Raw genomic sequence first — 20,907 nt, 5'->3', positions numbered from 1 at the left:
GTCATTTCCTCCTGCGCTTACGCGCGCCCTGCCTGACGGGGGGTAGCGTCCGTCATCAGCTGATCACTCAGGTGAATGGTCTGGGTCTGTTCCAGCTCACGGCGGCGTTGTCCAACCACGCCACCGGTGCTGCAGGAGCTGCCCTGGTCATCCACAAATTTCACCATTTCTTCTTCCCAGACCTTGTCCAGGGCTTCCGGCGTGTCGTCGCGCTCTTCCGAGGCAACGATCTGGGCCAGTTCCTGGCGGTTGGTCTTCCGGCCAGAGAGCACCAGCAGCGAATCCATCACCACGTGGTAGACGCTTTCACGCTGGTACAGCCGCTCGCCGAGCAGGCCGAGGATGTGGTGGATGTCTTCCAGCCAGTTTTTGATTTCGTCCCATGGCCGGGTAGACAGGTACTCCAGAAACAACGGCAGGTAGTCCGGCAGTTCCCGGGCATCAATCTCCAGGCCATTGGCCCGATACTGTTCCATCAGGTCTACCATGGCCTGGCCGCGATCACGGGACTCACCATGCACGTGTTCGAACAGCAGCAGGGAGGTGGCCCGGCCCCGGTCGAAGGTGCCTACGTAGGATTCCTGAAGGTCCATCAGGTCTCCGTCGCACAGGCGGTCGATGCAGGTCAGCAGCTGTTCCTTGTTCTGCCGGGGCAGCCGGCTGTCCTCCAGGACAGCGGCTACCAGGGCGTCTTTGGATTGCTGCAGTTCGTCGGTGGGGTACTCGAGTACCCGCGCCAGTACTTTCAGAAGTTGCATAACTTGCTCCTCAATCCTGCAGCTGTTTCGGGTCGACCTGCTTTACGGTCGCCAGCTTGCTGACCATGCTGGTGGTCTGCTTCTTGCCACCGAACAGGCTGAACTCGCTGTCACCACCGTTGCAGCCGTCGCCGAAGCTAAAGCCACAACCACCACGCTCGCCGTAGGCGTCCGCATCCGGGAAAGCTTCCTTGGCCAGCTCGCGATGGCTGGTCGGAATCACGAAGCGGTCTTCGTAGTTGGCGATGGCCAGGTAGCGGTACATTTCGTCCGCCTGGGCTTTGGTCAGGCCGCACTCCTCCAGCGCTCGCAGGTCTTCCTTGCCTTCCACGGTCTCGGCACGCTTGTACAAACGCATAGCCATGATCCGCTTCAGAGCGCGAACGATGGGCTTCTCGTCACCGGCGGTCAGCAGGTTCGCCAGGTACTTGACCGGAATCCGCAGGCTTTCGATCTTCGGCAGTACGCCGTCGAACTCGACCTTGCCGGCTTCCGCCGCAGACTGGATCGGGCTGAGCGGCGGCACGTACCACACCATGGGCAGGGTGCGGTATTCCGGGTGCAGCGGCAGGGCCAGTTTCCAGTCCACCGCCATTTTGTACACCGGGCTCTGCTGGGCGGCTTCGATCACGTTCATCGGGATGCCGTCTTTCTTCGCCTGTTCGATCACTTTCGGGTCGAACGGGTCCAGGAAGATTTCCAGCTGCTTTTCATACAGCTCGTGCTCGCCCGGGGCGCTGGCCACTTCTTCAATGCGGTCTGCGTCGTACAGCAGCACACCGAGGTAGCGGATACGGCCTACACAGGTCTCGGAGCAGACGGTCGGCAGACCGGCTTCGATACGCGGGTAGCAGAAGATGCACTTCTCGGATTTGCCGGTTTTCCAGTTGAAGTAGATCTTCTTGTACGGGCAGCCGGAGACACACATCCGCCAGCCGCGGCACTTGTCCTGGTCGATCAGCACAATGCCGTCTTCTTCGCGCTTGTAGATGGCACCGCTCGGGCAACTGGCTACACACGCCGGGTTCAGGCAGTGCTCGCACAGACGCGGCAGGTACATCATGAAAGTGTTTTCGAACTGGCCGTAAATGTCTGCCTGCACCTGATCAAAGTTCTTGTCTTTGCGGCGCTTGGCAAACTCGGTGCCCAGGATTTCTTCCCAGTTCGGGCCCCATTCGATTTTCTTCATGCGCTCGCCAGAGATCAGCGACCGTGGCCGGGCGACCGGCTGGTGCTTCACATCACCGGCGGTGTGCAGGTGCTGGTAGTCGTAGTCAAACGGTTCGTAGTAGTCATCGATTTCCGGCAGGTCCGGGTTGGCGAAGATGTTCGCCAGTACCCGGAACTTGCCGCCGATGCGGGGGCGGATTTTGCCGGAGCTGTCGCGCATCCAGCCGCCCTTCCACTTGTCCTGGTTCTCCCATTCTTTCGGGTAGCCGATGCCAGGCTTGGTTTCGACGTTGTTGAACCAGGCGTATTCCATGCCTTCACGGCTTGTCCATACGTTTTTGCAGGTGACGGAACAGGTGTGGCAACCAATGCACTTGTCCAGGTTCAGCACCATGCCGACTTGGGAACGGATTTTCATTTTACTGCCTCCTGAGCATAGTCATTGCCTTCACCGTCGAGCCAGTCCACGTTCTTCATCTTGCGGACCACCACGAACTCGTCCCGGTTGGAACCTACGGTGCCGTAGTAGTTGAAGCCGTAGGAATACTGGGCATAGCCACCGATCATATGGGTCGGTTTCGGGCACACACGGGTGACCGAGTTATGGATGCCGCCCCGGGTACCGGTAATTTCAGAGCCCGGCACGTTCACGTTGCGTTCCTGGGCGTGGTACATCATCACCATGCCAGGCATCACCCGCTGGCTGACCACCGCCCGGGCCGCAATGGCACCGTTACTGTTGAACAGCTCGATCCAGTCGTTGTCTTCAACCCCGATGTCTTTGGCATCGTCTTCACTCATCCACACGATAGGGCCACCGCGGGAGAGGGTCAGCATCAACAGGTTGTCGCTGTAGGTACTGTGAATACCCCACTTCTGGTGCGGCGTGATCCAGTTCAACGCTTTCTCCGGGTTACCGTTGCTGCGCTGATCCTGCATGCTCTCAATCGCCTTGGTGTTGATGGGCGGGCGATACACCAGCAGGCTTTCACCGAAGGCGCGCATCCACTCGTGGTCCTGGTAGAACTGCTGGCGGCCGGTCAGGGTGCGCCAGGGAATCAGCTCGTGCACGTTGGTGTAGCCAGCGTTGTAGGACACATGCTCGTCTTCCAGACCAGACCAGGTCGGGCTGGAGATGATCTTGCGCGGTTGCGCCACGATGTCCCGGAAGCGGATTTTCTCCTCTTCCTTGTTCTTCGCCAGATGGGTGTGGTCCAGGCCGGTCATTTCAGACAGCGCGGCCCACGCCTTCACGGCAACCTGGCCGTTGGTTTCCGGCGCAAGGGTCAGAATCACTTCCGCGGCATCAATGGCGCTTTCAATCTTCGGACGACCCGCGTTGGCACCTTCCAGATGGGTGTAGTTCAACTCCTTCAGGAAGTTGACTTCCTTCTCGGTGTTCCAGTTGATGCCCTTGCCACCGTTACCCAACTTGTCCATCAGCGGGCCAAGCGAGGTGAAGCGTGCGTAGGTGTTCGGGTAATCCCGCTCAACGGTGATGAAGTTGGGCGCAGTCTTGCCCGGGATCAGGTCGCATTCACCTTTTTTCCAGTCCTTCACATCGAACGGCTGGCCCAGTTCCGCCGGCGCATCGTGCAGCAGCGGCAGGGTCACCACATCTTTCTCGACACCCAGGTGGCCCTCAGCCGCCTTGGAGAAGGATTTGGCAATGCCCTTGTAGATTTCCCAGTCACTGCGCGCTTCCCAGGCCGGATCAGTGGCGGCGGTCAGCGGATGGATGAACGGGTGCATGTCTGAGGTGTTCAGGTCGTTCTTCTCGTACCAGGTAGCGGTCGGCAGAACGATGTCTGAATACAGGCAGGTGGTGGACATGCGGAAGTCCAGGGTCACCAGCAGGTCGAGCTTGCCCTGCGGGGCTTCGTCGCGCCACTTGACCTCTTGCGGCTTGGCACCGCCTTCCACGCCCAGGTCTTTGCCTTGCAGGCCGTTTTTGGTGCCCAACAAGTACTTGAGCATGTACTCATGGCCCTTGCCGGACGAGCCCAGCAGGTTGGAGCGCCAGATGAACAGGTTGCGCGGGCAGTTCTCCGGCGCTTCCGGATCCTCACTGGCGAAGGCCAGGGAGCCGTCCTTCATGGACTTGGCCACATAATCGGAGACGTCCATGCCAGCCTTCTCGGCTTCCGCCGCAATACCCAGCGGGTTGCGGTTGAGCTGGGGCGCAGAGGGCAACCAGCCCATGCGCTCGGCGCGCACGTTGTAGTCGATCAGGCTGCCACTGAATTTGGACTTGTCCGCCAGCGGCGACAGGATTTCGTCGACACCCAGTTTCTCGTAACGCCACTGGCCGGAATGGGCGTAGAAGAAGGAGGTAGAATTCATGTGGCGTGGCGGGCGCTGCCAGTCCAGGCCAAACGCCAACGGCTGCCAGCCAGTCTGCGGGCGCAGTTTTTCCTGGCCAACGTAGTGGGCCCAGCCACCGCCGCTCTGGCCGATACAACCACACATGATCAGCATGTTGATCAGGCCACGGTAGTTCATGTCCATGTGGTACCAGTGGTTCATACCGGCACCCACGATGACCATGGAACGGCCCTTGGTCTTGTCGGCATTATCCGCAAACTCACGGGCAATCCGGATCACTTTCTCGGCGGGTACGCCAGTGATCTTTTCCTGCCAGGCCGGAGTGTAGGGCTTCACTTCGTCATAGGAAGAAGCTCCGTCGTCATCACCCAGGCCGCGGCTGATGCCGTAGTTGGCGACCATCAGGTCGTAAACGGTGACCACACGGCCTTCGGAGCCGTCAGCCAGCTTGACCTTGCGGGTGCCCAGCTTGTGCTTGAGGATGTCCTTGATTTCCACGTGCTTGAAGTGGTCGTGCTCAATACCACCGAAGTACGGGAAGGCAACGTCCACAACGTCGTCGTGTTTCTCGACCATGGACAGCTGAAGGTTTACATCGGAGCCCTTGGCGGTCTGCTTCAGGTTCCACTTGCCCTTCTCGCCCCAGCGATAGCCGATGGAGCCGTTCGGTGCGGTCAGCTCGCCAGTGCTCTCGTCAATAGCGATGGTTTTCCATTCCGGGTTGTTCTCCTCACCCAGTCCGTCCACCAGATCACTGGCGCGCAGGAAACGGCCCGGCACATAGCTGCCGTCGTCCTTTTCATCCAGCATGACCAGGTAGGGCATGTCGGTGTAACGGCGCACGTAGTCGGTGAAGTATTCACTGGGCTTGTCGACGTGGAACTCTTTCAGGATCACGTGGCCCATGGCCATGCCCAGGGCGGCATCGGTGCCCTGCTTGGGGTTCAACCACTCGTCAGACAGCTTGGAGACTTCGGCGTAATCCGGGGTAATGGCAACGGTCTTGGTGCCCTTGTAGCGCACTTCGGTAAAGAAGTGGGCGTCCGGGGTACGGGTCTGGGGCACGTTGGAACCCCAGGCAATGATGTAGCCGGAGTTGTACCAGTCAGCGGATTCCGGCACGTCGGTCTGCTCGCCCCAGGTTTGTGGGGAGGCCGGCGGCAGGTCGCAGTACCAGTCGTAGAAGCTCATGCACACGCCGCCAATCATCGACAGGTAACGGCTACCGGCGGCATAGGACACCATGGACATGGCCGGAATCGGCGAGAAGCCGATGATGCGGTCCGGACCAAACTTCTTGGCGGTGTAGACGTTGGAGGCAGCAATCAGCTCGTTGACCTCGTCCCAATTGGAACGGACAAAACCGCCCATACCGCGGCGGGGCTTGTACTCGGCGGTTTTCTTGGGGTCTTCAACAATGGACGCCCATGCTTGTACCGGGTCGTTGAACTGAATACGGGCCGCACGCCAGAGCTTCATCAGGCTCTTGCGCATCAGCGGGTACTTCAGGCGGTTGGCGCTGTACATGTACCAGGAATAGCTGGCACCCCGAGGGCAGCCGCGGGGCTCGTGGTTAGGCAGGTCTGGGCGGGTACGGGGGTAGTCGGTCTGCTGGGTTTCCCAGGTAACCAGGCCGTACTTGACGTAGATCTTCCAGCTGCAGGAGCCGGTGCAGTTTACGCCGTGGGTGGAACGCACAACCTTGTCGTGCTGCCAGCGCTGGCGGTAGCTGTCTTCCCACTCGCGACTGACTTCATGGGTTTCGCCGTGGCCGCCCGCGAACGGCTCGCGCTTCTTCCTGAAGTAATTCAGTTTGTCGATTAAATGACTCATGGTCTCTCTCTCCGTCTGCCGGATCGTTGCTCCGATTTGAGACCATTGTGTGTGAGAAAAACCGCGAAATCTGCGTGGTTACTACCACATAACCCGGCTGTACCACCGAGGTGGTAGCAGGGCTATATCCCTGGGTGGAGAAGGGTTCTTCGCTCCTCACGACGGGTGTCGCGAGCGAACATCAGAAGGCTGCTGCTGAGCAACAGGAAGAGAATCATGAACACCGCTGTTCGAACACCCAGCCACTGGTTAACCGCGCCAAACAGGACCGGTAGAACAAACGCAACGGAACAGGCAGAAACCAGCAGAAAGCCTGCGAACAAGGCGGCCTCGGCACGATTGGCCAGTATCACCATTCGTTGCAGGCTCCCCATGGCACTCCCCATGGCGACACCCAGCACCACAATCAAACTACCTTCAATCATCAGAGGCAGGGCAAATTCCACAGTGATGATCTCATCTACCCCCCTGACAAATAACGTCATTGGCGGGTAAGACAACACAGCCAGCGCCACCAGGCACAACACCAGTGACCGCGTGGCGACCCTGGCACTGCCAAACCGGTCAGCCAGGCCACCACCCAGAATCTGCGCAAGGGCACCGGGAATAACGAACCACTGAGCCTGGCGTGCGCCCGCGTCCAGGGACAAGCCAAACTGTGCCGACAGGAAATCCGGCAACCAGAGCGCCAAGGCAAAGAAGCTTCCGGCCACCACACCAAAGTAGGCAGTGAGCGGGAGCGAGCGACCACGTCTGAGTATTCGAACCACCTGCCCGACAGACCAGGGCCTGTCCGCACCGGATTCCCTGGATTCCGGATCGGTCAACATCACCAGAAGGGCAATCACCAGCAGCAATACAATCAGGTAGGCCAGGGGCACTCCCTGCCAGGAAAACGCATCGTGAAACAGCGGTACCAGGTAATAGCTGAAGCCAGCGCCTGTGACTCCCGCACCAAAAACGCCAAGCACCAGCCCCAACCGTTTCGGCTTACAGTGACTGACCACAAACTGCAGGCCGGCACTGTAGAATCCACCGGCCAGCCCCAGACCGCCGGCAACCAGAAGGTAACCGTAGAAACTTTCGGTCAGCAGGAGTAAGCCCATACACAGTGCCAACCCTGCCAGGCAGGCGAGCATCACGGCGCGGGCACCATAACGCTGGGCGGCCAACCCGGCCGGAATTGCCAATACAGCACTGACGGCCATGGGCGCGGCCAGCAATATGCCGAACTGAAGACTGCTCAAGGCAAGATCGGCCCTGAGGTGCACTCCCGCCACGGCAAACAGCGTCCAGCATCCTGCCGCAACAACAAAGCCTGTCACTGCCAGCGGCAGAATCACCACCAGCGATGCCAGCTTGTCATCGTCCTGCTCCAGTCGGGTTTGCATCCTGTCACCTCGAATTAACCAACCTTTAGTGTCGGCTTTTGCTCTCCAAAGGGTCAAAGGCTATGATGGAGGACTATCCATTGGGGTAATTGACTATCCTCAAGGAGGTATCGGAACCGCAGTTCCTCGGTCATAATCTGGCCTGGAAAGGCACCTTTCGAACTCCCTAACAGACAACAACCCATGACATCCAGAAGTCCGCTAGTAAACCGACTCGCTGTGGTGATCGGCGCCATCGTGCTGACCGCTATCGTCAGCATGTCTACAACCCTGGCGGTTTCCAACAGCATTGAAGGCAATGCCACGGCCATCAACCTGGCCGGAGCGCTGCGAATGGGCGCCTTCCAGTTAATTGCCCGTTCTGCCACCGAAGATTACGAAAATGGACGGGCTTCCTCAGGCGCACGCATCAATGATTATGAGCGCCGCCTTGAGGACACCGCCATCCTTCGCTCGGTTCCCGGCGCAGACGACCACCCTCTGGCACGACAGTACCGTCAGATGCTGGCGGCATGGCAGGACGAACTTAAACCAGCCCTTGAACAACATGAAGTAGGCACACCCATCACCCCGGCTATGGTTCAGGCTGTGGAGGACTACATCCAGGAAGTTGACCGCCTGGTGACTATGCTGGAACAGCGCACAGAAGCACGTGTTGATCTGCTGCACCTGATTCAGATCATCAGCATGGTGTTCTCGGTGCTGATCGTGATCGCCCTGTTCTACGACCTGAAAAACCGGATCCTTCGCCCCCTGCGAAAACTCGTGGCCATCGCCGGCGCCGTTGGCGAGAAAGATTTCTCCCGGAAAGCCGACCTGAAAGGTGCAGACGAGCTGGCACAACTAGGCCAGGCCTTCGACCAGATGACCAGCGAACTGGCCCTGACCTACTACGAACTGGAAGCCAAGGCCCGGCAGAAAACTGAAGAGTTGGAAGTCAGCCACCAGGCCCTGCAGGTGATGCATTCGGCCAGTAGAGACCTGTTTGCCAATCATGACCTCTGTAATGGTGCCATTCCCATGCTGCAGGAGCTGGAGCTGCTGCTGGGCATTGGTCCGATCCGTCTGTTCCTGCACGACAAGGAATCCGCAGAGCCTGTGGAAGCCATTACCACGGCCACGGACAAACGGCCGTTCTACTGTCGCGACCATCACTGCAATGCCTGCCTGGTGACCCCCGAGGTCTACGATGAAATGCCATTGGAGAACAACGATGGCCGTCGTTTATTACTTCCCATCCGCACACCCAGCCAGTTGCTCGGCACCCTGGAGGTTTGGTACCCGGCAGCCAAAGGGTTGTCCGCCACCTCTCGCCGGCTGCTGGAGACCCTGACCGACCAACTGGCAACCGCCATTTTCCTGGAACGGCAAATAACCGAGGAACAGCAGCTGACCCTGGCCGAAGAACGCACCGTGATCGCCCGGGAGTTGCACGATTCACTGGCCCAGTCGTTGTCTTACCTGAAGATGCAGGTAACCCGGCTGCGCCGGCTCAATATCACGGGCGAGCAGAAACCCATCCACGACGACATTCTGGAAGAGCTCAGTACTGGCCTGAACAGCGCCTACCGGCAACTGCGTGAGCTACTGGCCACGTTCCGCCTGAAACTGGACACACCAGACCTGGCCACGGCTTTGCGCAAGACCATCGACGAGTTTTCCGAGAGACTGGGCCACCCGGTGGACTTTGAATACAACCTGCCGCCTCAGACGCTGTCGCCAAACGAGGAAATCCATACCCTGCAGATTATCCGCGAGGGACTGGCAAACGCCGTCAAGCATGCCGACGCTACGGTCATATCCGTTAAGGTGCTGTTCGAGTCTCCGCAGGTTCGGGCAAGTATTCGCGACAACGGCAAGGGCCTGCCCGGCGGCGACCAGCCGGTTAACCATTACGGCCTGGTGATCATGCAGGACCGCGCCCGAACGCTCGGGGGTAAGGTAAAGGTTGATAACCGGGACGAAGGCGGCGTGGAAGTGACATTAACATTCGTTCCCAAAAGCCGTAACCTGATTCCTACCGAATCTTCACCGGCCTGACCCAAACACCAACATCAACGAGAGAAACCATGGCTGAGACACCCGCAAGTATACTGCTGATTGACGACCACCCCCTGCTGCGACAGGGCATCAAGCAGTTGATCGGCATGGAAGACGACATGGAAGTGATCGGCGAGGCAAGCAACGCCGCCGACGGCATCAAGCTGGCCCTGGAAACCGAGCCGGATTTGATCCTGATGGACCTGAACATGCCGGAGATGGACGGCATTGAAGCTCTCAAACACCTGCGGGACCAGAACATCAGCTCGCGTATTGTCATGTTTACCGTGTCTGACCAGGAAGACGATGTGGTTGCCGCCCTGCGTGCCGGTGCCGACGGCTACCTGCTGAAAGACATGGAGCCGGAAGATATGATCGCCCAGTTACACCAGGCGGCTGTTGGCAAAATGGTCATCAGTGACCGGCTAACAACGTTACTGGCCCAGGCCCTGCGTTCCAACAAACCGCAGCAGTCATCCCGGCCGGACTTCGACAGCCTGACGCCGCGGGAAAAAGACATTTTGCGCCTGATCGCCGAAGGCCTCTCCAACAAGATGATCGGCCGCAAGCTCGACATCAGCGACGGCACGGTAAAAGTGCACGTAAAGCACCTGCTCAAGAAACTCAACCTGCGCTCGCGGGTTGAAGTAGCCGTTTGGGCCGTAGAAGAAGGTCTCCACAAGGGCTGAGTTAAATCAAGTCGCCGCCGGCGACCTTTTGATACTCTGGGCGGGTTGTCGTCCTGCCCGGAGTTGAACATGGCCTTTTCACTGCCTCCCATCGCGTCTTTGCACAGCCCATTACTGGAGCAATCCATCGCGGTTCTGAAAGAATACCTCCCCTCCCCGACGCCACTACTGGACACCATCGACCGCAACGTGCCCGTTAGCTTCAAACAACTGGTTGCCGAAGCCCCGCTAAACCGGCTGTTTGCAGAAGCGCTGGCTGAGGGCGAATTCGATGATTTTGAAGGCCGCACAATTCGGCTGGAGGTCAATGGAGGTCAACCAGGTATTACCATCGGTTTCTGGGCAGGCCGGCTTCGCGTTGTGGAAGGCCCAGGCGAAGCGACCATTCGGGGGTCGCTGGCAGCCTTCAAGACTCTTGCAGAGCGCCGGCAAGACCCGGACCAGCTGTTTTTCCAGCGGCGCCTGGTGATTGAAGGGGACACCGAGCTGGGGCTGGCTTTGAAGAATCTTCTGGATAGTCTGGAGTGGGATTTGTCTGTCCGTCAGCTAATGGCGAAATCCAGGTGAGCAACTGATAAAAATCAAAAAATATACATATTAAAATTTCACTTTTCAGACAGTCGATCTGAAGCCCATTCTATTAACCCAAAAGCCCTCAGAAATCACACCTAAGATCCAGAAAATTAGGTCCAAAGTACCATTCCTTTGCAGCGTCACCCAACCCTAGAGTGGACATGGGCGGAGTTATTCCGCCGCCATAAACATTCATAACAAATACAGGTGATAAAATGAAATGGACCGACCCTGACTTCAAAGACCTGCGGCTTGGCTTTGAAGTAACTGCGTACGTTTACGTTCGCTGATCAATTCTGTCCCTGTGAGCCTCTTCCTCTTGCAGGGACAGCCCTTCGCCTTGTAAGCCCCTGGGAGCAGCCAATGACCAATTCAAACAACTACACTGGTCTTACCCGATTCCGCATCGCACCGGTCTTCATGTTTCGCTGGGAAGAATCACAGCAAGCTTACGTGCTGATGTATCCCGAAGGCATTGTAAAACTGAACCCCACCGCCGGTGAAATCCTCAACCGGTGTGACGGTGCCAGAACGGTGTCAGACATCGTCGCCGAACTTTCCGGCCTGTTCTCGGAAGCACCCGACTTCATTGAGCCCCGTGTTCACCAGTTCCTGGAGGTATGCTATGGCAAAGGCTGGATCCAACCTGAATCTTGATGGTCAGGGCAACCCCGTCTGGCTGTTGCTTGAGCTGACCTACAAATGCCCGCTCAAATGCGCGTTCTGCAGCAACCCCACGGATCTGGATAACCATCCGGATGAACTGAGCACCAATGAGTGGAAGCAGGTTATTCACGATGCCCGCAACATGGGGGCGATGCAGATCGGCTTCTCCGGCGGTGAGCCCACACTGAGAAAAGATCTGGAAGAGCTGGTAGCTGAAGCCAATGGGTTGGGGTATTACACCAACCTGATCACATCGGGCATCGGGCTTACCAGAAAACGACTGGAGAACCTGAAAGAAGCCGGTTTGCGCCATATACAGCTGGGCTTCCAGTCCAGTAATCCGGAAACCGCCCACTGGCTGGCCGGAGTAGATTGTTACGAAAAGAAGCTCCAGATGGCCAGAGAGATCAAGTCGCTCGGCTTTCCGATGGTGCTCAATGTTCCCGTTTCAAGTGTCAACATTCACCAGGTGCCGGACATTATCAATCTGGCGGCCGACATAGGCGTGGAATACCTGGAGCTTGCCAATGTGCAGTACTACAACTGGGCGCTGGTCAACCGGGATCAATTGATGCCTACCCGAGAGGCTCTGGAGAAAGCGGAGGCGCAAGTTGCCGAAGCAAGGGAGCGACTGGCCGGCAGTATGACCATTTTCTTCGTTATTCCGGATTACTACGAAGGCCGCCCCAAGGCCTGTATGAACGGCTGGGGCAGCATTCACCTGACCATTGCACCAGACGGCATAGTACTCCCCTGTTCACAAGCCCGCACCCTGCCGGGGCTGAATTTCCCGAGCGTTCGGGACCGTGACCTGAGCTGGATCTGGCACCAGTCGGAGAGCTTCAATTTGTATCGCGGTGATAGCTGGATGAAAGAACCCTGCCGAAGTTGCTCAGAGAAAGAAAAAGACTTCGGCGGCTGCCGCTGCCAGGCCATGCTTTTGACCGGGGATGCCGCCAATCCCGACCCGGCCTGCAGCAAATCACCGCATCACTACATGGTAACGGATGCCGTGGACCGTGCGCTGAAAACCCGCCAGCACCCGGAAAAACTGATCGCCCGGGCAGCCGGGTGGGTACCCACGGAGGTATAACATGAAGGTCCCCCATGATTCATTGGTGGGCACGCTCGCGGCCGGCATGGTGCTGACCATCGTGCTCTATCTGATTACCAAAGCGTGGATTCAGGCAGGCCTGTCATGAGCTGGACACTGGTGGACATTGCCATGCGCTGGCTGCATATCGTCTTTGCTCTGATCTGGGTTGGTCATAATTACGCGAACGTGGTTAAAGCGCCCCGCTTTATACCGTTGCAGATAGACCCAAAAGATGAGAGCAATAGAACGGAAGACCTTACCCGCAGGATGCACCAGGAGCACGGCACCTTTCGCTATGCGTCTCTGGTTGTCCTCGCTTCTGGCGCTCTCATGCTCTGGCACAGAGGCATACTCATGGATGCCCTCACCCTTGAGGGGCATCACGCAGTGATCGGCGTCGGGGCGTGGATTGGCATTATCATGGTGCTCAATCTGTGGTTCGTACTCTGGCCACATCAGAAAAAAGTGCTGGGGTTTGTCGCGGCACCAGCCGCTGAGCGGATACGTTGTTCCAGGGTGACCTTTCTGTCCTCCAGAACAAATACCATTCTCTCGTTTCCCCTGATCTTTTTCATGGCCGCAGGAAGCCATGGCCTGAACCTGTTCTGATGGAAAGGTATAACAAGAAATTCAATTTTGCGGCTGGCCCTGCCCCCCTACCGGGGTCGGTATTGGCCAAAGCCAGAGCGGAACTGTATGACTGGCAGGGTCAGGGCTACTCCATATTGGAAACGCCCTTCTCAAGCGACCGGTTTGCAGAACTGATGGTGCAGGCAAAAATGCGGTTGCGGGCACTACTGAATCTGCCACCCGGGTACCAGATTCTATTCCTTCAGGGAGGCGCATCGGCCCAGTTTTCACTGATTCCGCTGAACCTGCTTCCAGCCAGTGGCAAGGCGGGATACGTAGACACAGGTCACTGGTCTGCCCGTGCGTTGCAGGAGGGCGCGCGCTATGGCAAGGCGCATACTGTTGCCAGCTCTCGCAGCACCGGATACGACCGCATTCCATCCCCTCACCGGTGGAGCCTCCCTCAGGACTTGAGCTATTGCCATATTACGACCAACGAGACAGCAAATGGGGTGCAGTTTCATGCAGATCCGGATTGTGATGACATCCCGTTAGTTGCCGACATGACCTCTGAATTTCTCTCCCGGCCGATCAATATTAACCAATACGGGCTGATCTATGCGGGCACCCAGAAGAACCTGGGGCCGGCCGGTCTGGTCATCGTGATTATCAGGGAAACCCTGCTGGGCCGGGCGCGCCCGGAGACGCCCCGAGTATTCAATTACGAGTCACAGATCGAAGCCGGCAACCGCACCAACACGCCATTGATGTTTGCCATCTACCTTGTGGATCTCATGCTGGAGTGGCTTGATGCACAAGGCGGCCTCCCCGCCATACAGATTCACAATAAGCATCAGAGCGAACAGGTTTACTCGGTCATCGATCAGGATGATTTCTATCATTGCCCCGCTCAACTGGGTCACCGCTCCGTGATGAACCTTTGCTTCGGACTTGCCAGCGAATCGCTAAGACAAACCTTTCTGGCTGAAGCCTCTGAAAGGGGACTCTTCAATCTGTCCGGACATAGCCACGCCGGGGGGTTGCGCGCGAGCCTGTATAACGCTCAGACAGACGCGGCCGTTAGTGCCCTTGTCGATTTCATGCGGGATTTCAGGAACCGTTATGGATAGGCCAGAAAACCAACTTCCCGACATTCGGCGGAGGGCATTCGAGAATGCCTGCCAACAGGCGCTGACTGACTGGCCGCCTGGGATTGCAGCCCGTGCACCTGAGCGGCCTGTTACCTGTATGGGCCTGTCGTTTTCCAACAGGTTGGGCATTGCCGCCGGTTTCGATCGCACCGGCAGACTGGGAAGAAACGCCGGCGCGCTCGGGTTCGGATCCATCGAAATCGGTAGCTGGCAGCGCTCTGTGCCACCACAGATCGCAGGCGGCGGCCCGCCGCGCATGACCTTGGCCGGGATTAGACTGGCAGTACAGGAAACCGAAGCGCCAGAACGGGAAACTGACCGGTTAAAAGAACTTATCGAGGCGTGTTGGTGGTCAGCCGATTACCTGACTCTTGCCCCGAACTGGCTGAGGACTGCCACGGCGTTTCCAAAACTACACGCCAACCTGGTGGCGCTCATCGAATTTCGAGGCCAATTGGCACAACTCACCGGCAAACACTGCCCCATAGTATTCAAACTACGGCTCACCCCGGGCAGCACCAACGATCTGGGCCTTTTACCCTACCTGGCATCCATGGGCCTGGACGGAATTCTAATCTGTTTCGATTTTGGCAAACCGTTCACCGAAAAAAGCTTTCGGCAATGGGACTGCCAAAAGTTACAAGCCTCAGTCTGCCATACACTGGAACTATGCCGAAAACGCATGCCTGCCGGCACTGCCCTTCTGACCAATGGCGGAGTGCAGTCATCCAGGCAGTATCGGGACCGATTGAATGCCGGGGCCGATCTAGTTCAGGTCCACAATGCGCTGGTATTCAAAGGCCCTGATGCTGGCTACCGGATTCTGCAGCCTCATTTGAGGGTCACAAACCGTCGTATGCCTGCCACTCCGGAAAAGTTTTCCAGTTGGCGATCCACTCCAGGAGGCGATCCGGCTCAACAGGGGGAGACATCGCATAACCCTGGGCCTGCTGGCACCCCAGCGACAACAGAATCTGGCCCTGTTTGATCGTTTCAACACCCTCAGCAATGATCTGTTTTCCGAATACACCCGACAGCCCGACAATCCCCCGAAGTATTGAAAGGTTCTCTCGACTTCCGTCGGCCCCGGATACAAACTCCCGATCCACTTTGAGAGTGTCGACAGGGAGTCGCTTCAGATAAGACAACGACGAATAGCCTGTACCAAAATCGTCGAGCGAGAAACGAACGCCGAGCTCCCGACACTCGTTGATTGTCTGGACAGCCCTGTCCAGCTCCCCCAGGGCAGCCGTCTCCAGGATTTCCAGATCCAGCCTGGCAGGGTCAATCTGCGGGAACTCTGAAAGGATGTGCTTAAGCCGTTCTGGAAAATCACCACTCTGAAGCTGGAAAGCCGAGACATTGACGCTGACATTCAACTCTACGCCCTGCTTGTCCCAGCGCTGCATTTGCTGAAGAGATTCCCGCAACACCCATTCGCCAACCTGAACGTTCAGGGCATGATGTTCTATGCCTGGCAGAAAATGAATCGGTGACAACAAGCCTTTCTGAGCGTGTTGCCAGCGGATAAGCGCCTCAACGCCCAGTACTTCACCGGTCCGAAGGTTCACCTTAGGCTGATAAAACAGCCGAAACTCTTCATGACTGAGGCCTCTTCGAATGTCATCCAGTAACAATTGGCGGGCGTGGTACTGGTTTTGTTCACCTGCATCCAGATACAACCACCCGCCATGCATTTCATGCTTCGCACGATAAAGCGTGTTATTTGCCTGTCGCAACAGGATGTCAGCATCCTGAACTGCCTGATCAGGAAATAGAACAACTCCAGCCGTAAAAGTAACAGACACTTCTGCCCCATCAAGCTCAAAAGGCTGGCGCGCCGTCAACCGAAGGGCCTCGAGTCGGGATTCCGTCTGGCTGGCATCAGGCAGCAGAAGCGCAAATTCATCACCGCCAGTCCGGGCCAGACAGGCATCAGCCGGTATGGCATCAAGCCAGCGCCGTGCCAACAGGCCAAGTAAACGGTCTGCGGCATCCTCCCCAAGGCACGCGTTCAGATCAATAAAATGATCGAGGTCGATGGACACCAAAGCTGCCGGGTTGACTGCCCTCTCTGCTTCCGCCATGCAGTCGCGGATTCTTCGAATGATCCCGTTGCGATTCCAGAGGCCTGTCAGGGCATCGTTGTAGGCCAGGGTTTCAAGGTGCTGCTGATATTCGCTGGCCTGTTCTTCCAGAGCCTGACTCAAGCGTTCGTTCTGGATTCGCTGCAAATCGTCTTCGGCCCTGTGGCGCGCCATTTTTTCACGCATCAACTGAATGGTGCTTGAAGACAATTTGCCGTAAATCTCCAGAAGCGCATTAACCAGCACAGATACCGAACCGCTGAGTTCTGAGTCCACCCGGTCCCTGGCCTCATTTAACGCGTAGCCCTTTTCTACCATCTTGGCAGTGAGGGCCATGCGGCGATCAGACTCCAGAATATGAAACGCCAACCAACGAGTCAGAAAATCAAAAAGATTGGTCAGTATGTCTTCGTGGGGTTCGCCACTTTTACGCAATTCATGAATCTGAACAAAGAACATCTGGTGGGCATCGTGATGATTTCTGGCCATACCATCCTCACCCAGTGTCTTATTCCAGATCTTTTCCTCAAACTGGAAGTGAAACGCGGCATAGGAAAGCAACTCATCAAGAACGTGGTCCGCGGAAAGTTCAGAGCTATCCGATGCGAAGTGCCAGGCAAGACGATTAAGGATATTAACCAGCACCTTGTGCTGCTCATCGATTTCCTGAATGCCGGTTTCGAAATTACGATTCCAGGGGAAAATTTCGAAGGCATCCGAGGTATCTGGTGCTTTGATCACGAAGTACGCTCTCCCAAAACGGACACTGCCACTTTGAGCATAGCGCAATCACCAAAATGTGCTCTTGCTAATTGTCATAGAACCGGGAATATCAGAGCTCGATTACCCAGGCATTCCATCCGCCCTGGCGGTCACAAGAAAACGCCCGTAAGCGATTGCGTAAAGCAGATAGGAAACCAACCAGAGCACAAAGGGCAGCACGACGCCCGCCAACAGGTAGTACTCCGGCCACCAGACCGGTACAAACGTTCGCAACAGTGCCGTTGCGACCAATGCTACTAGCGCAGGCCAGATCAGCCACGGCAGCGCCAGCGACCTTCCGGTATGGCGCAGCCCGGCAATACAGAACACAGCAAGAATTGCGGTACCCGCTGCACCGGCCGACAAGGCATGGCGGCCGGTGTAACCGGGCAAGGTGTCGATGAGTGCGGTGACACCCACCAGAACCAGCCCGACCACCATCCACAGATACGCCAGCGTCAGCAGCAACAGGTATAACCGGGTCATCGCCCTGCCCCACGGCCATTCACTCAGGCGGTCGGCCTGGGCTGCCGCGGCAGCGAGGGCAATCCAGCCGGTAACCACGTGACCGGGAGCCCAGAAATCCGCAATCACAAACAGAATCAACGCGGCCACCGCCAGATGCTCCCGGGCAGGTGTTAATCGACCAGGGCCTGAAAAGCCAATTTCCTTTCGTGCCTCCATGGCCACCACACGGACAATGCGGGTAGCCGTAAGGGCAATCAGTACCAGCAGCAGATTGACGGTGGTGTTAAGCACCGCCACCGGAGTGATCGTGCCAGTGACCTCCGGCCACAACCAGGCCGTATAGAAAAGCACCTGAACCAGCACATAGCCGATCAGTGCCATGCCGATACTCAGGTGTCGGCGGCCAGCCTCGGACAGCAAGGCCGGGGCCGCCCAGAGTATCAAAACAAGAGGCAAGGCAAGGTTCACAATGGCCACCAGCCAGCCCGGTATCAGGGCGGATAACCAGAACAGCAATCGCCCCGCCAGCCAGAGCAAAACCAGGGCTGCCAGCGACTTACCCGCGATGGGTGTCACACTGGCCCAGGACGGTATCGAGGTCAGCAGAAACCCTACCAGAGCTGCACTGACAAACCCGAACAACATTTCATGGCCATGCCAGGCCAGCGGAGGCAGCGCCATGGGCAAGGTGAATTGCTGCATCAGCGCACCAATCCAGGGCAGAAGCGCAATTGGTGCGTACAGGGCACCTAACAGGAAAAAGGGCCGGAAGCCGTAAGCCAGCCAGGGATGGTCAAACATGGTAGAAATCCGCATCCGGCAACTTGCCTCCAATGAACCCAGACGACAATTCAGACAGTGCCGAGAAAAAGTCCTCCAGAGCTGGCCGGGCTTCCTGCGCATTGACCATTTTCAGCGCGGTGCGGGCAATCGCTCCTTCATACACCTGACGGCTCAGGGGCGACCGATCCGCCCCCAACCTCGCCGCTGCCTCCGACTCACCGACTACCCAGTCAACCGCCCGGCCAATGGCCGCTTGCAGCGCTGCAACCTGCTCGGGTGCCTGCTCCAGCAACTCCCGCCGGCAGAGTACCCCTGCCTGGGGCAGCAGTGGCTCACCACCGGCCAGCCGCGCCCACTCCTGCTGAAGATCCAGCTCATTAGGTGACTGCCCGAACTGCATGCTCTGTAGCCGGGTTGCCGTGCGCATGGGTTCTGGCAACACCGCAGCGTCCAGGCGTTGCGCCACATACATCTGTACCGTCTCGAACGGGCTGGACTGATAGCTCACCCTGACGTCACGCCCCACTTCCAGGCCGGCCTTACCGAGCAAGTAGCGGAACACCAGGTCCGGCATATCCCCGCGCCAGGGCACGCCCACATGCCTGCCAGCCAGATCTTCCATCTTCGCCAACGGGCCTTTCTGCTCGAGGCCCAGCATGCCCAGGGTGCCCCACACATTCACGTTCATCAGCACCACGGGTACGCCACGGTTATACAGGTTGGCGGCCACATTGGTTGGGGTCGCCGTCACCATCACTTCGGCCCGGGCCAGCCAGGCCCGCAACTGATCCGGGTCTTTCCAGTCCAGAAGTTCCCGTTCAGGGATCAGGTTATTCAGCTCCGGATCTTCCAGCGCCCGGGCCAGGATCACCTGGGGCAAGCCAAGAGGTGTAGCTGCAATCAGTTTGCCGGGTTTGGCTGCAAACGCCCTTTGTAGGGGAACGGCTGAAATCAAAGCCGAACAGGCCGCCAGTTTGAGCAGTTCACGACGATTCATGCCACCTCCGAATCCGGATGAAACAGAAAACTCTCGCTGACCACCGGTTGCCTCAGCAGGTGGCCAGCTTCTTCATACAGCCAGGCATGGCTGCGTTCCCGGTAAGGGGTGGTGACTGGATGTTCAAACACCACGGTACCGGGCGAGCCGGAAACGACAATAATTCGATGGGCCAGACGCAGGGCTTCAGTGAGATCGTGAGTCACCATCAAGGTTGCTATACCCTGATCGACCACAAGCCGTTCCACCAGATCCTGGGCTTCGCTGCGCAGCCCCACATCCAGGGCACTGAAAGGCTCATCCAACAGCAGGAAATCGGCGCCTACGGCCAGCGCCCGGGCCAGAGCCACCCGCTGTTGCATGCCACCGGACAACTCGTGGGGAAAATGCTCGTCATAATCTGAAAGCCCTACCTGATCGGCCAACTCTTTCGCCTGCGTCAGTCGATCTCGCCGAGGCACGCCCCGGGCTTTCAGGCCCAGGGCAATGTTGTCGAGCAGCCGCCGCCAGGGCAGCAACCGGGACTCCTGGAATACTGCCGCGGTGGTTGTAAAGTGATTTCTCACCTGTCCCGAAGTAGCCGCAAGCACCCCCGATGCCAGACGCAACAGGCTGGTTTTTCCGCAGCCGGACGGCCCCACCAGGCACACGGATTCACCTGGTGCCACCTGAAGATCCACGCCGGACACAATGGTGTTCGGGCCAAGATCCAGTGAAACCTTTTGCAGCGTCAGCATCGCAAACTCCTCAGCCCGGCATGGCAGGGCCTTTGACCTGCCGCCAGGGTTCCATTTTTTTCTGCAAGGGGCGCAGAAATCCGTGTTCGGCCACCAATAGCAACACCACGACCACCAAAATCCAGGCCATGGCACCGGCAGTGTCCAGGCTCACCCGGGCCATGGCCATGCCCGCCCCTACCCCATCTTCTGTGGCAAACAATTCCGCCATTACGGTGACTTTCCAGGCCACCCCCAGAGCGGTAATCAATGCCGGGAATACGTAGGAAACAATGTGGGGCAGATAGAAATCCCAAAGGCGCATGGCAAAGGGCACGCGGAACACATCGCCCATCTCCTGCAGGCGCTGGTCCAGGGTCCGGGCCCCGATCTGAGCACCGGCGAAAGCGACAGGAATGGTGGTGGCCACCACCGTGTAGATCGCTGCCAGGGAGCCGCTGCCGAACCACAACAGTGCCAGCACAATCCAGGCGATGGGCGGTATGCCCAGAAGTACCGTTGAAACCGGCTCCAGCGCTCGGCCAACCGTGTGGGACAACCCTGCAATAAGGCCCAGAGAGACACCAGCCAGCGCAGCAATGGCAAAGCCGGTCATGGCCCGCCAGGTGGTGGCCCAAACGGCCGTCCAGAGCTCACCGTTGTCGGCAAAGCCTACGATGGCCGATAGCGCATCCCGCGGGCCGGGGAGCAAAAAGCTACCGTATGACAAACTCCCCCACTCCCAGAGCGCCACGAATAATAAAACTCCGGTAAGGCTGCCACCCCAACCCAGACCACTGCGAATCAAACTACCCATACACTCACACCCTGC

Annotated in this window: 17 protein-coding genes; 8 read left to right on the top strand and 9 right to left on the bottom strand. The window is 57.9% G+C overall.

All coding sequences use genetic code 11. From position 1 onward, the window contains the following. Positions 1-17 precede the first annotated feature (17 nt). The 4 genes from narJ to C7H10_RS09950 form a co-directional block, all read right to left on the bottom strand. Positions 18-758: a nitrate reductase molybdenum cofactor assembly chaperone gene (narJ, locus tag C7H10_RS09965; protein ID WP_106694742.1), complete on the bottom strand. Its 741-nt coding sequence runs from the start codon at positions 756-758 to the stop codon at positions 18-20. Between the two features lie 10 nt (positions 759-768). Continuing rightward, positions 769-2,346 carry a nitrate reductase subunit beta gene (gene narH / locus C7H10_RS09960; protein WP_072676441.1) on the bottom strand — a complete coding sequence of 526 codons (1,578 nt, stop codon included), beginning with the start codon at positions 2,344-2,346 and terminating at the stop codon, positions 769-771. Beyond that, entirely contained in the window at positions 2,343-6,086 is a 3,744-nt protein-coding gene (locus C7H10_RS09955; RefSeq protein WP_106694741.1) for a nitrate reductase subunit alpha, read from the bottom strand. The genes narH and C7H10_RS09955 overlap by 4 nt, the downstream gene beginning before the upstream one ends. Positions 6,087-6,208: 122 nt before the next feature. After that, positions 6,209-7,477 carry an MFS transporter gene (locus C7H10_RS09950; protein WP_106694740.1) on the bottom strand — a complete coding sequence of 423 codons (1,269 nt, stop codon included), beginning with the start codon at positions 7,475-7,477 and terminating at the stop codon, positions 6,209-6,211. A 183-nt stretch (positions 7,478-7,660) separates the two neighbouring features. Between C7H10_RS09950 and C7H10_RS09945 the strand changes: the two genes are divergently transcribed. From C7H10_RS09945 to serC, 8 genes are all read left to right on the top strand, one after another. Next, the gene (locus C7H10_RS09945) at positions 7,661-9,517 is read left to right on the top strand and encodes a histidine kinase (RefSeq protein WP_106694739.1); all 1,857 of its coding nucleotides are present in this window, start codon (positions 7,661-7,663) and stop codon (positions 9,515-9,517) included. A 29-nt stretch (positions 9,518-9,546) separates the two neighbouring features. Beyond that, positions 9,547-10,206, top strand: coding sequence for a two-component system response regulator NarL (gene narL, locus C7H10_RS09940; protein WP_058092689.1), 660 nt, complete (start codon positions 9,547-9,549; stop codon positions 10,204-10,206). A 69-nt stretch (positions 10,207-10,275) separates the two neighbouring features. Continuing rightward, positions 10,276-10,773 carry a ubiquinone anaerobic biosynthesis accessory factor UbiT gene (ubiT, locus tag C7H10_RS09935; protein WP_106694738.1) on the top strand — a complete coding sequence of 166 codons (498 nt, stop codon included), beginning with the start codon at positions 10,276-10,278 and terminating at the stop codon, positions 10,771-10,773. Between the two features lie 221 nt (positions 10,774-10,994). Continuing rightward, the gene (gene pqqA / locus C7H10_RS19475) at positions 10,995-11,069 is read left to right on the top strand and encodes a pyrroloquinoline quinone precursor peptide PqqA (RefSeq protein ID WP_099617646.1); all 75 of its coding nucleotides are present in this window, start codon (positions 10,995-10,997) and stop codon (positions 11,067-11,069) included. Between the two features lie 73 nt (positions 11,070-11,142). Further along, positions 11,143-11,436, top strand: a complete 294-nt coding sequence (pqqD, locus tag C7H10_RS09925) for a pyrroloquinoline quinone biosynthesis peptide chaperone PqqD (protein ID WP_106694737.1) — start codon at positions 11,143-11,145, stop codon at positions 11,434-11,436. Next, positions 11,405-12,538 (top strand): pyrroloquinoline quinone biosynthesis protein PqqE, encoded by a 1,134-nt coding sequence (pqqE, locus tag C7H10_RS09920; protein WP_106694736.1) that lies wholly within the window; start codon positions 11,405-11,407, stop codon positions 12,536-12,538. Before pqqD ends, pqqE begins: the two co-directional genes overlap by 32 nt. A 105-nt stretch (positions 12,539-12,643) precedes the next feature. Then, positions 12,644-13,150, top strand: a complete 507-nt coding sequence (locus C7H10_RS09915; RefSeq protein ID WP_106694735.1) for a urate hydroxylase PuuD — start codon at positions 12,644-12,646, stop codon at positions 13,148-13,150. Beyond that, positions 13,150-14,241: a 3-phosphoserine/phosphohydroxythreonine transaminase gene (gene serC / locus C7H10_RS09910; RefSeq protein ID WP_106694734.1), complete on the top strand. Its 1,092-nt coding sequence runs from the start codon at positions 13,150-13,152 to the stop codon at positions 14,239-14,241. The genes C7H10_RS09915 and serC overlap by 1 nt, the downstream gene beginning before the upstream one ends. An 863-nt stretch (positions 14,242-15,104) precedes the next feature. On the opposite strand, the gene C7H10_RS09905 is transcribed toward serC, so the two are convergent. The 5 genes from C7H10_RS09905 to C7H10_RS09885 all read right to left on the bottom strand — a co-directional run bounded on the left by C7H10_RS09905 (position 15,105) and on the right by C7H10_RS09885 (position 20,892). After that, on the bottom strand, positions 15,105-17,090 hold the full coding sequence (locus tag C7H10_RS09905; protein ID WP_244178245.1) for a putative bifunctional diguanylate cyclase/phosphodiesterase: 1,986 nt from the start codon (positions 17,088-17,090) through the stop codon (positions 15,105-15,107). 102 nt (positions 17,091-17,192) lie between these two features. Further along, positions 17,193-18,380, bottom strand: a complete 1,188-nt coding sequence (locus tag C7H10_RS09900; RefSeq protein ID WP_167392893.1) for an NnrS family protein — start codon at positions 18,378-18,380, stop codon at positions 17,193-17,195. Then, positions 18,373-19,359: an ABC transporter substrate-binding protein gene (locus tag C7H10_RS09895; protein ID WP_106694732.1), complete on the bottom strand. Its 987-nt coding sequence runs from the start codon at positions 19,357-19,359 to the stop codon at positions 18,373-18,375. Before C7H10_RS09895 ends, C7H10_RS09900 begins: the two co-directional genes overlap by 8 nt. Then, the gene (locus tag C7H10_RS09890; protein ID WP_106694731.1) at positions 19,356-20,096 is read right to left on the bottom strand and encodes an ABC transporter ATP-binding protein; all 741 of its coding nucleotides are present in this window, start codon (positions 20,094-20,096) and stop codon (positions 19,356-19,358) included. The genes C7H10_RS09895 and C7H10_RS09890 overlap by 4 nt, the downstream gene beginning before the upstream one ends. Positions 20,097-20,106: 10 nt before the next feature. Continuing rightward, the gene (locus C7H10_RS09885) at positions 20,107-20,892 is read right to left on the bottom strand and encodes an ABC transporter permease (protein ID WP_106694730.1); all 786 of its coding nucleotides are present in this window, start codon (positions 20,890-20,892) and stop codon (positions 20,107-20,109) included. Between the last annotated feature and the right edge of the window lie 15 nt (positions 20,893-20,907).

Source organism: Marinobacter shengliensis (assembly GCF_003007715.1).
In the GTDB taxonomy this organism is placed as follows: domain Bacteria; phylum Pseudomonadota; class Gammaproteobacteria; order Pseudomonadales; family Oleiphilaceae; genus Marinobacter; species Marinobacter shengliensis.
Note: the sequence above shows the minus strand (reverse complement) of the source record. Positions and strands in the feature narration are given on the sequence as shown.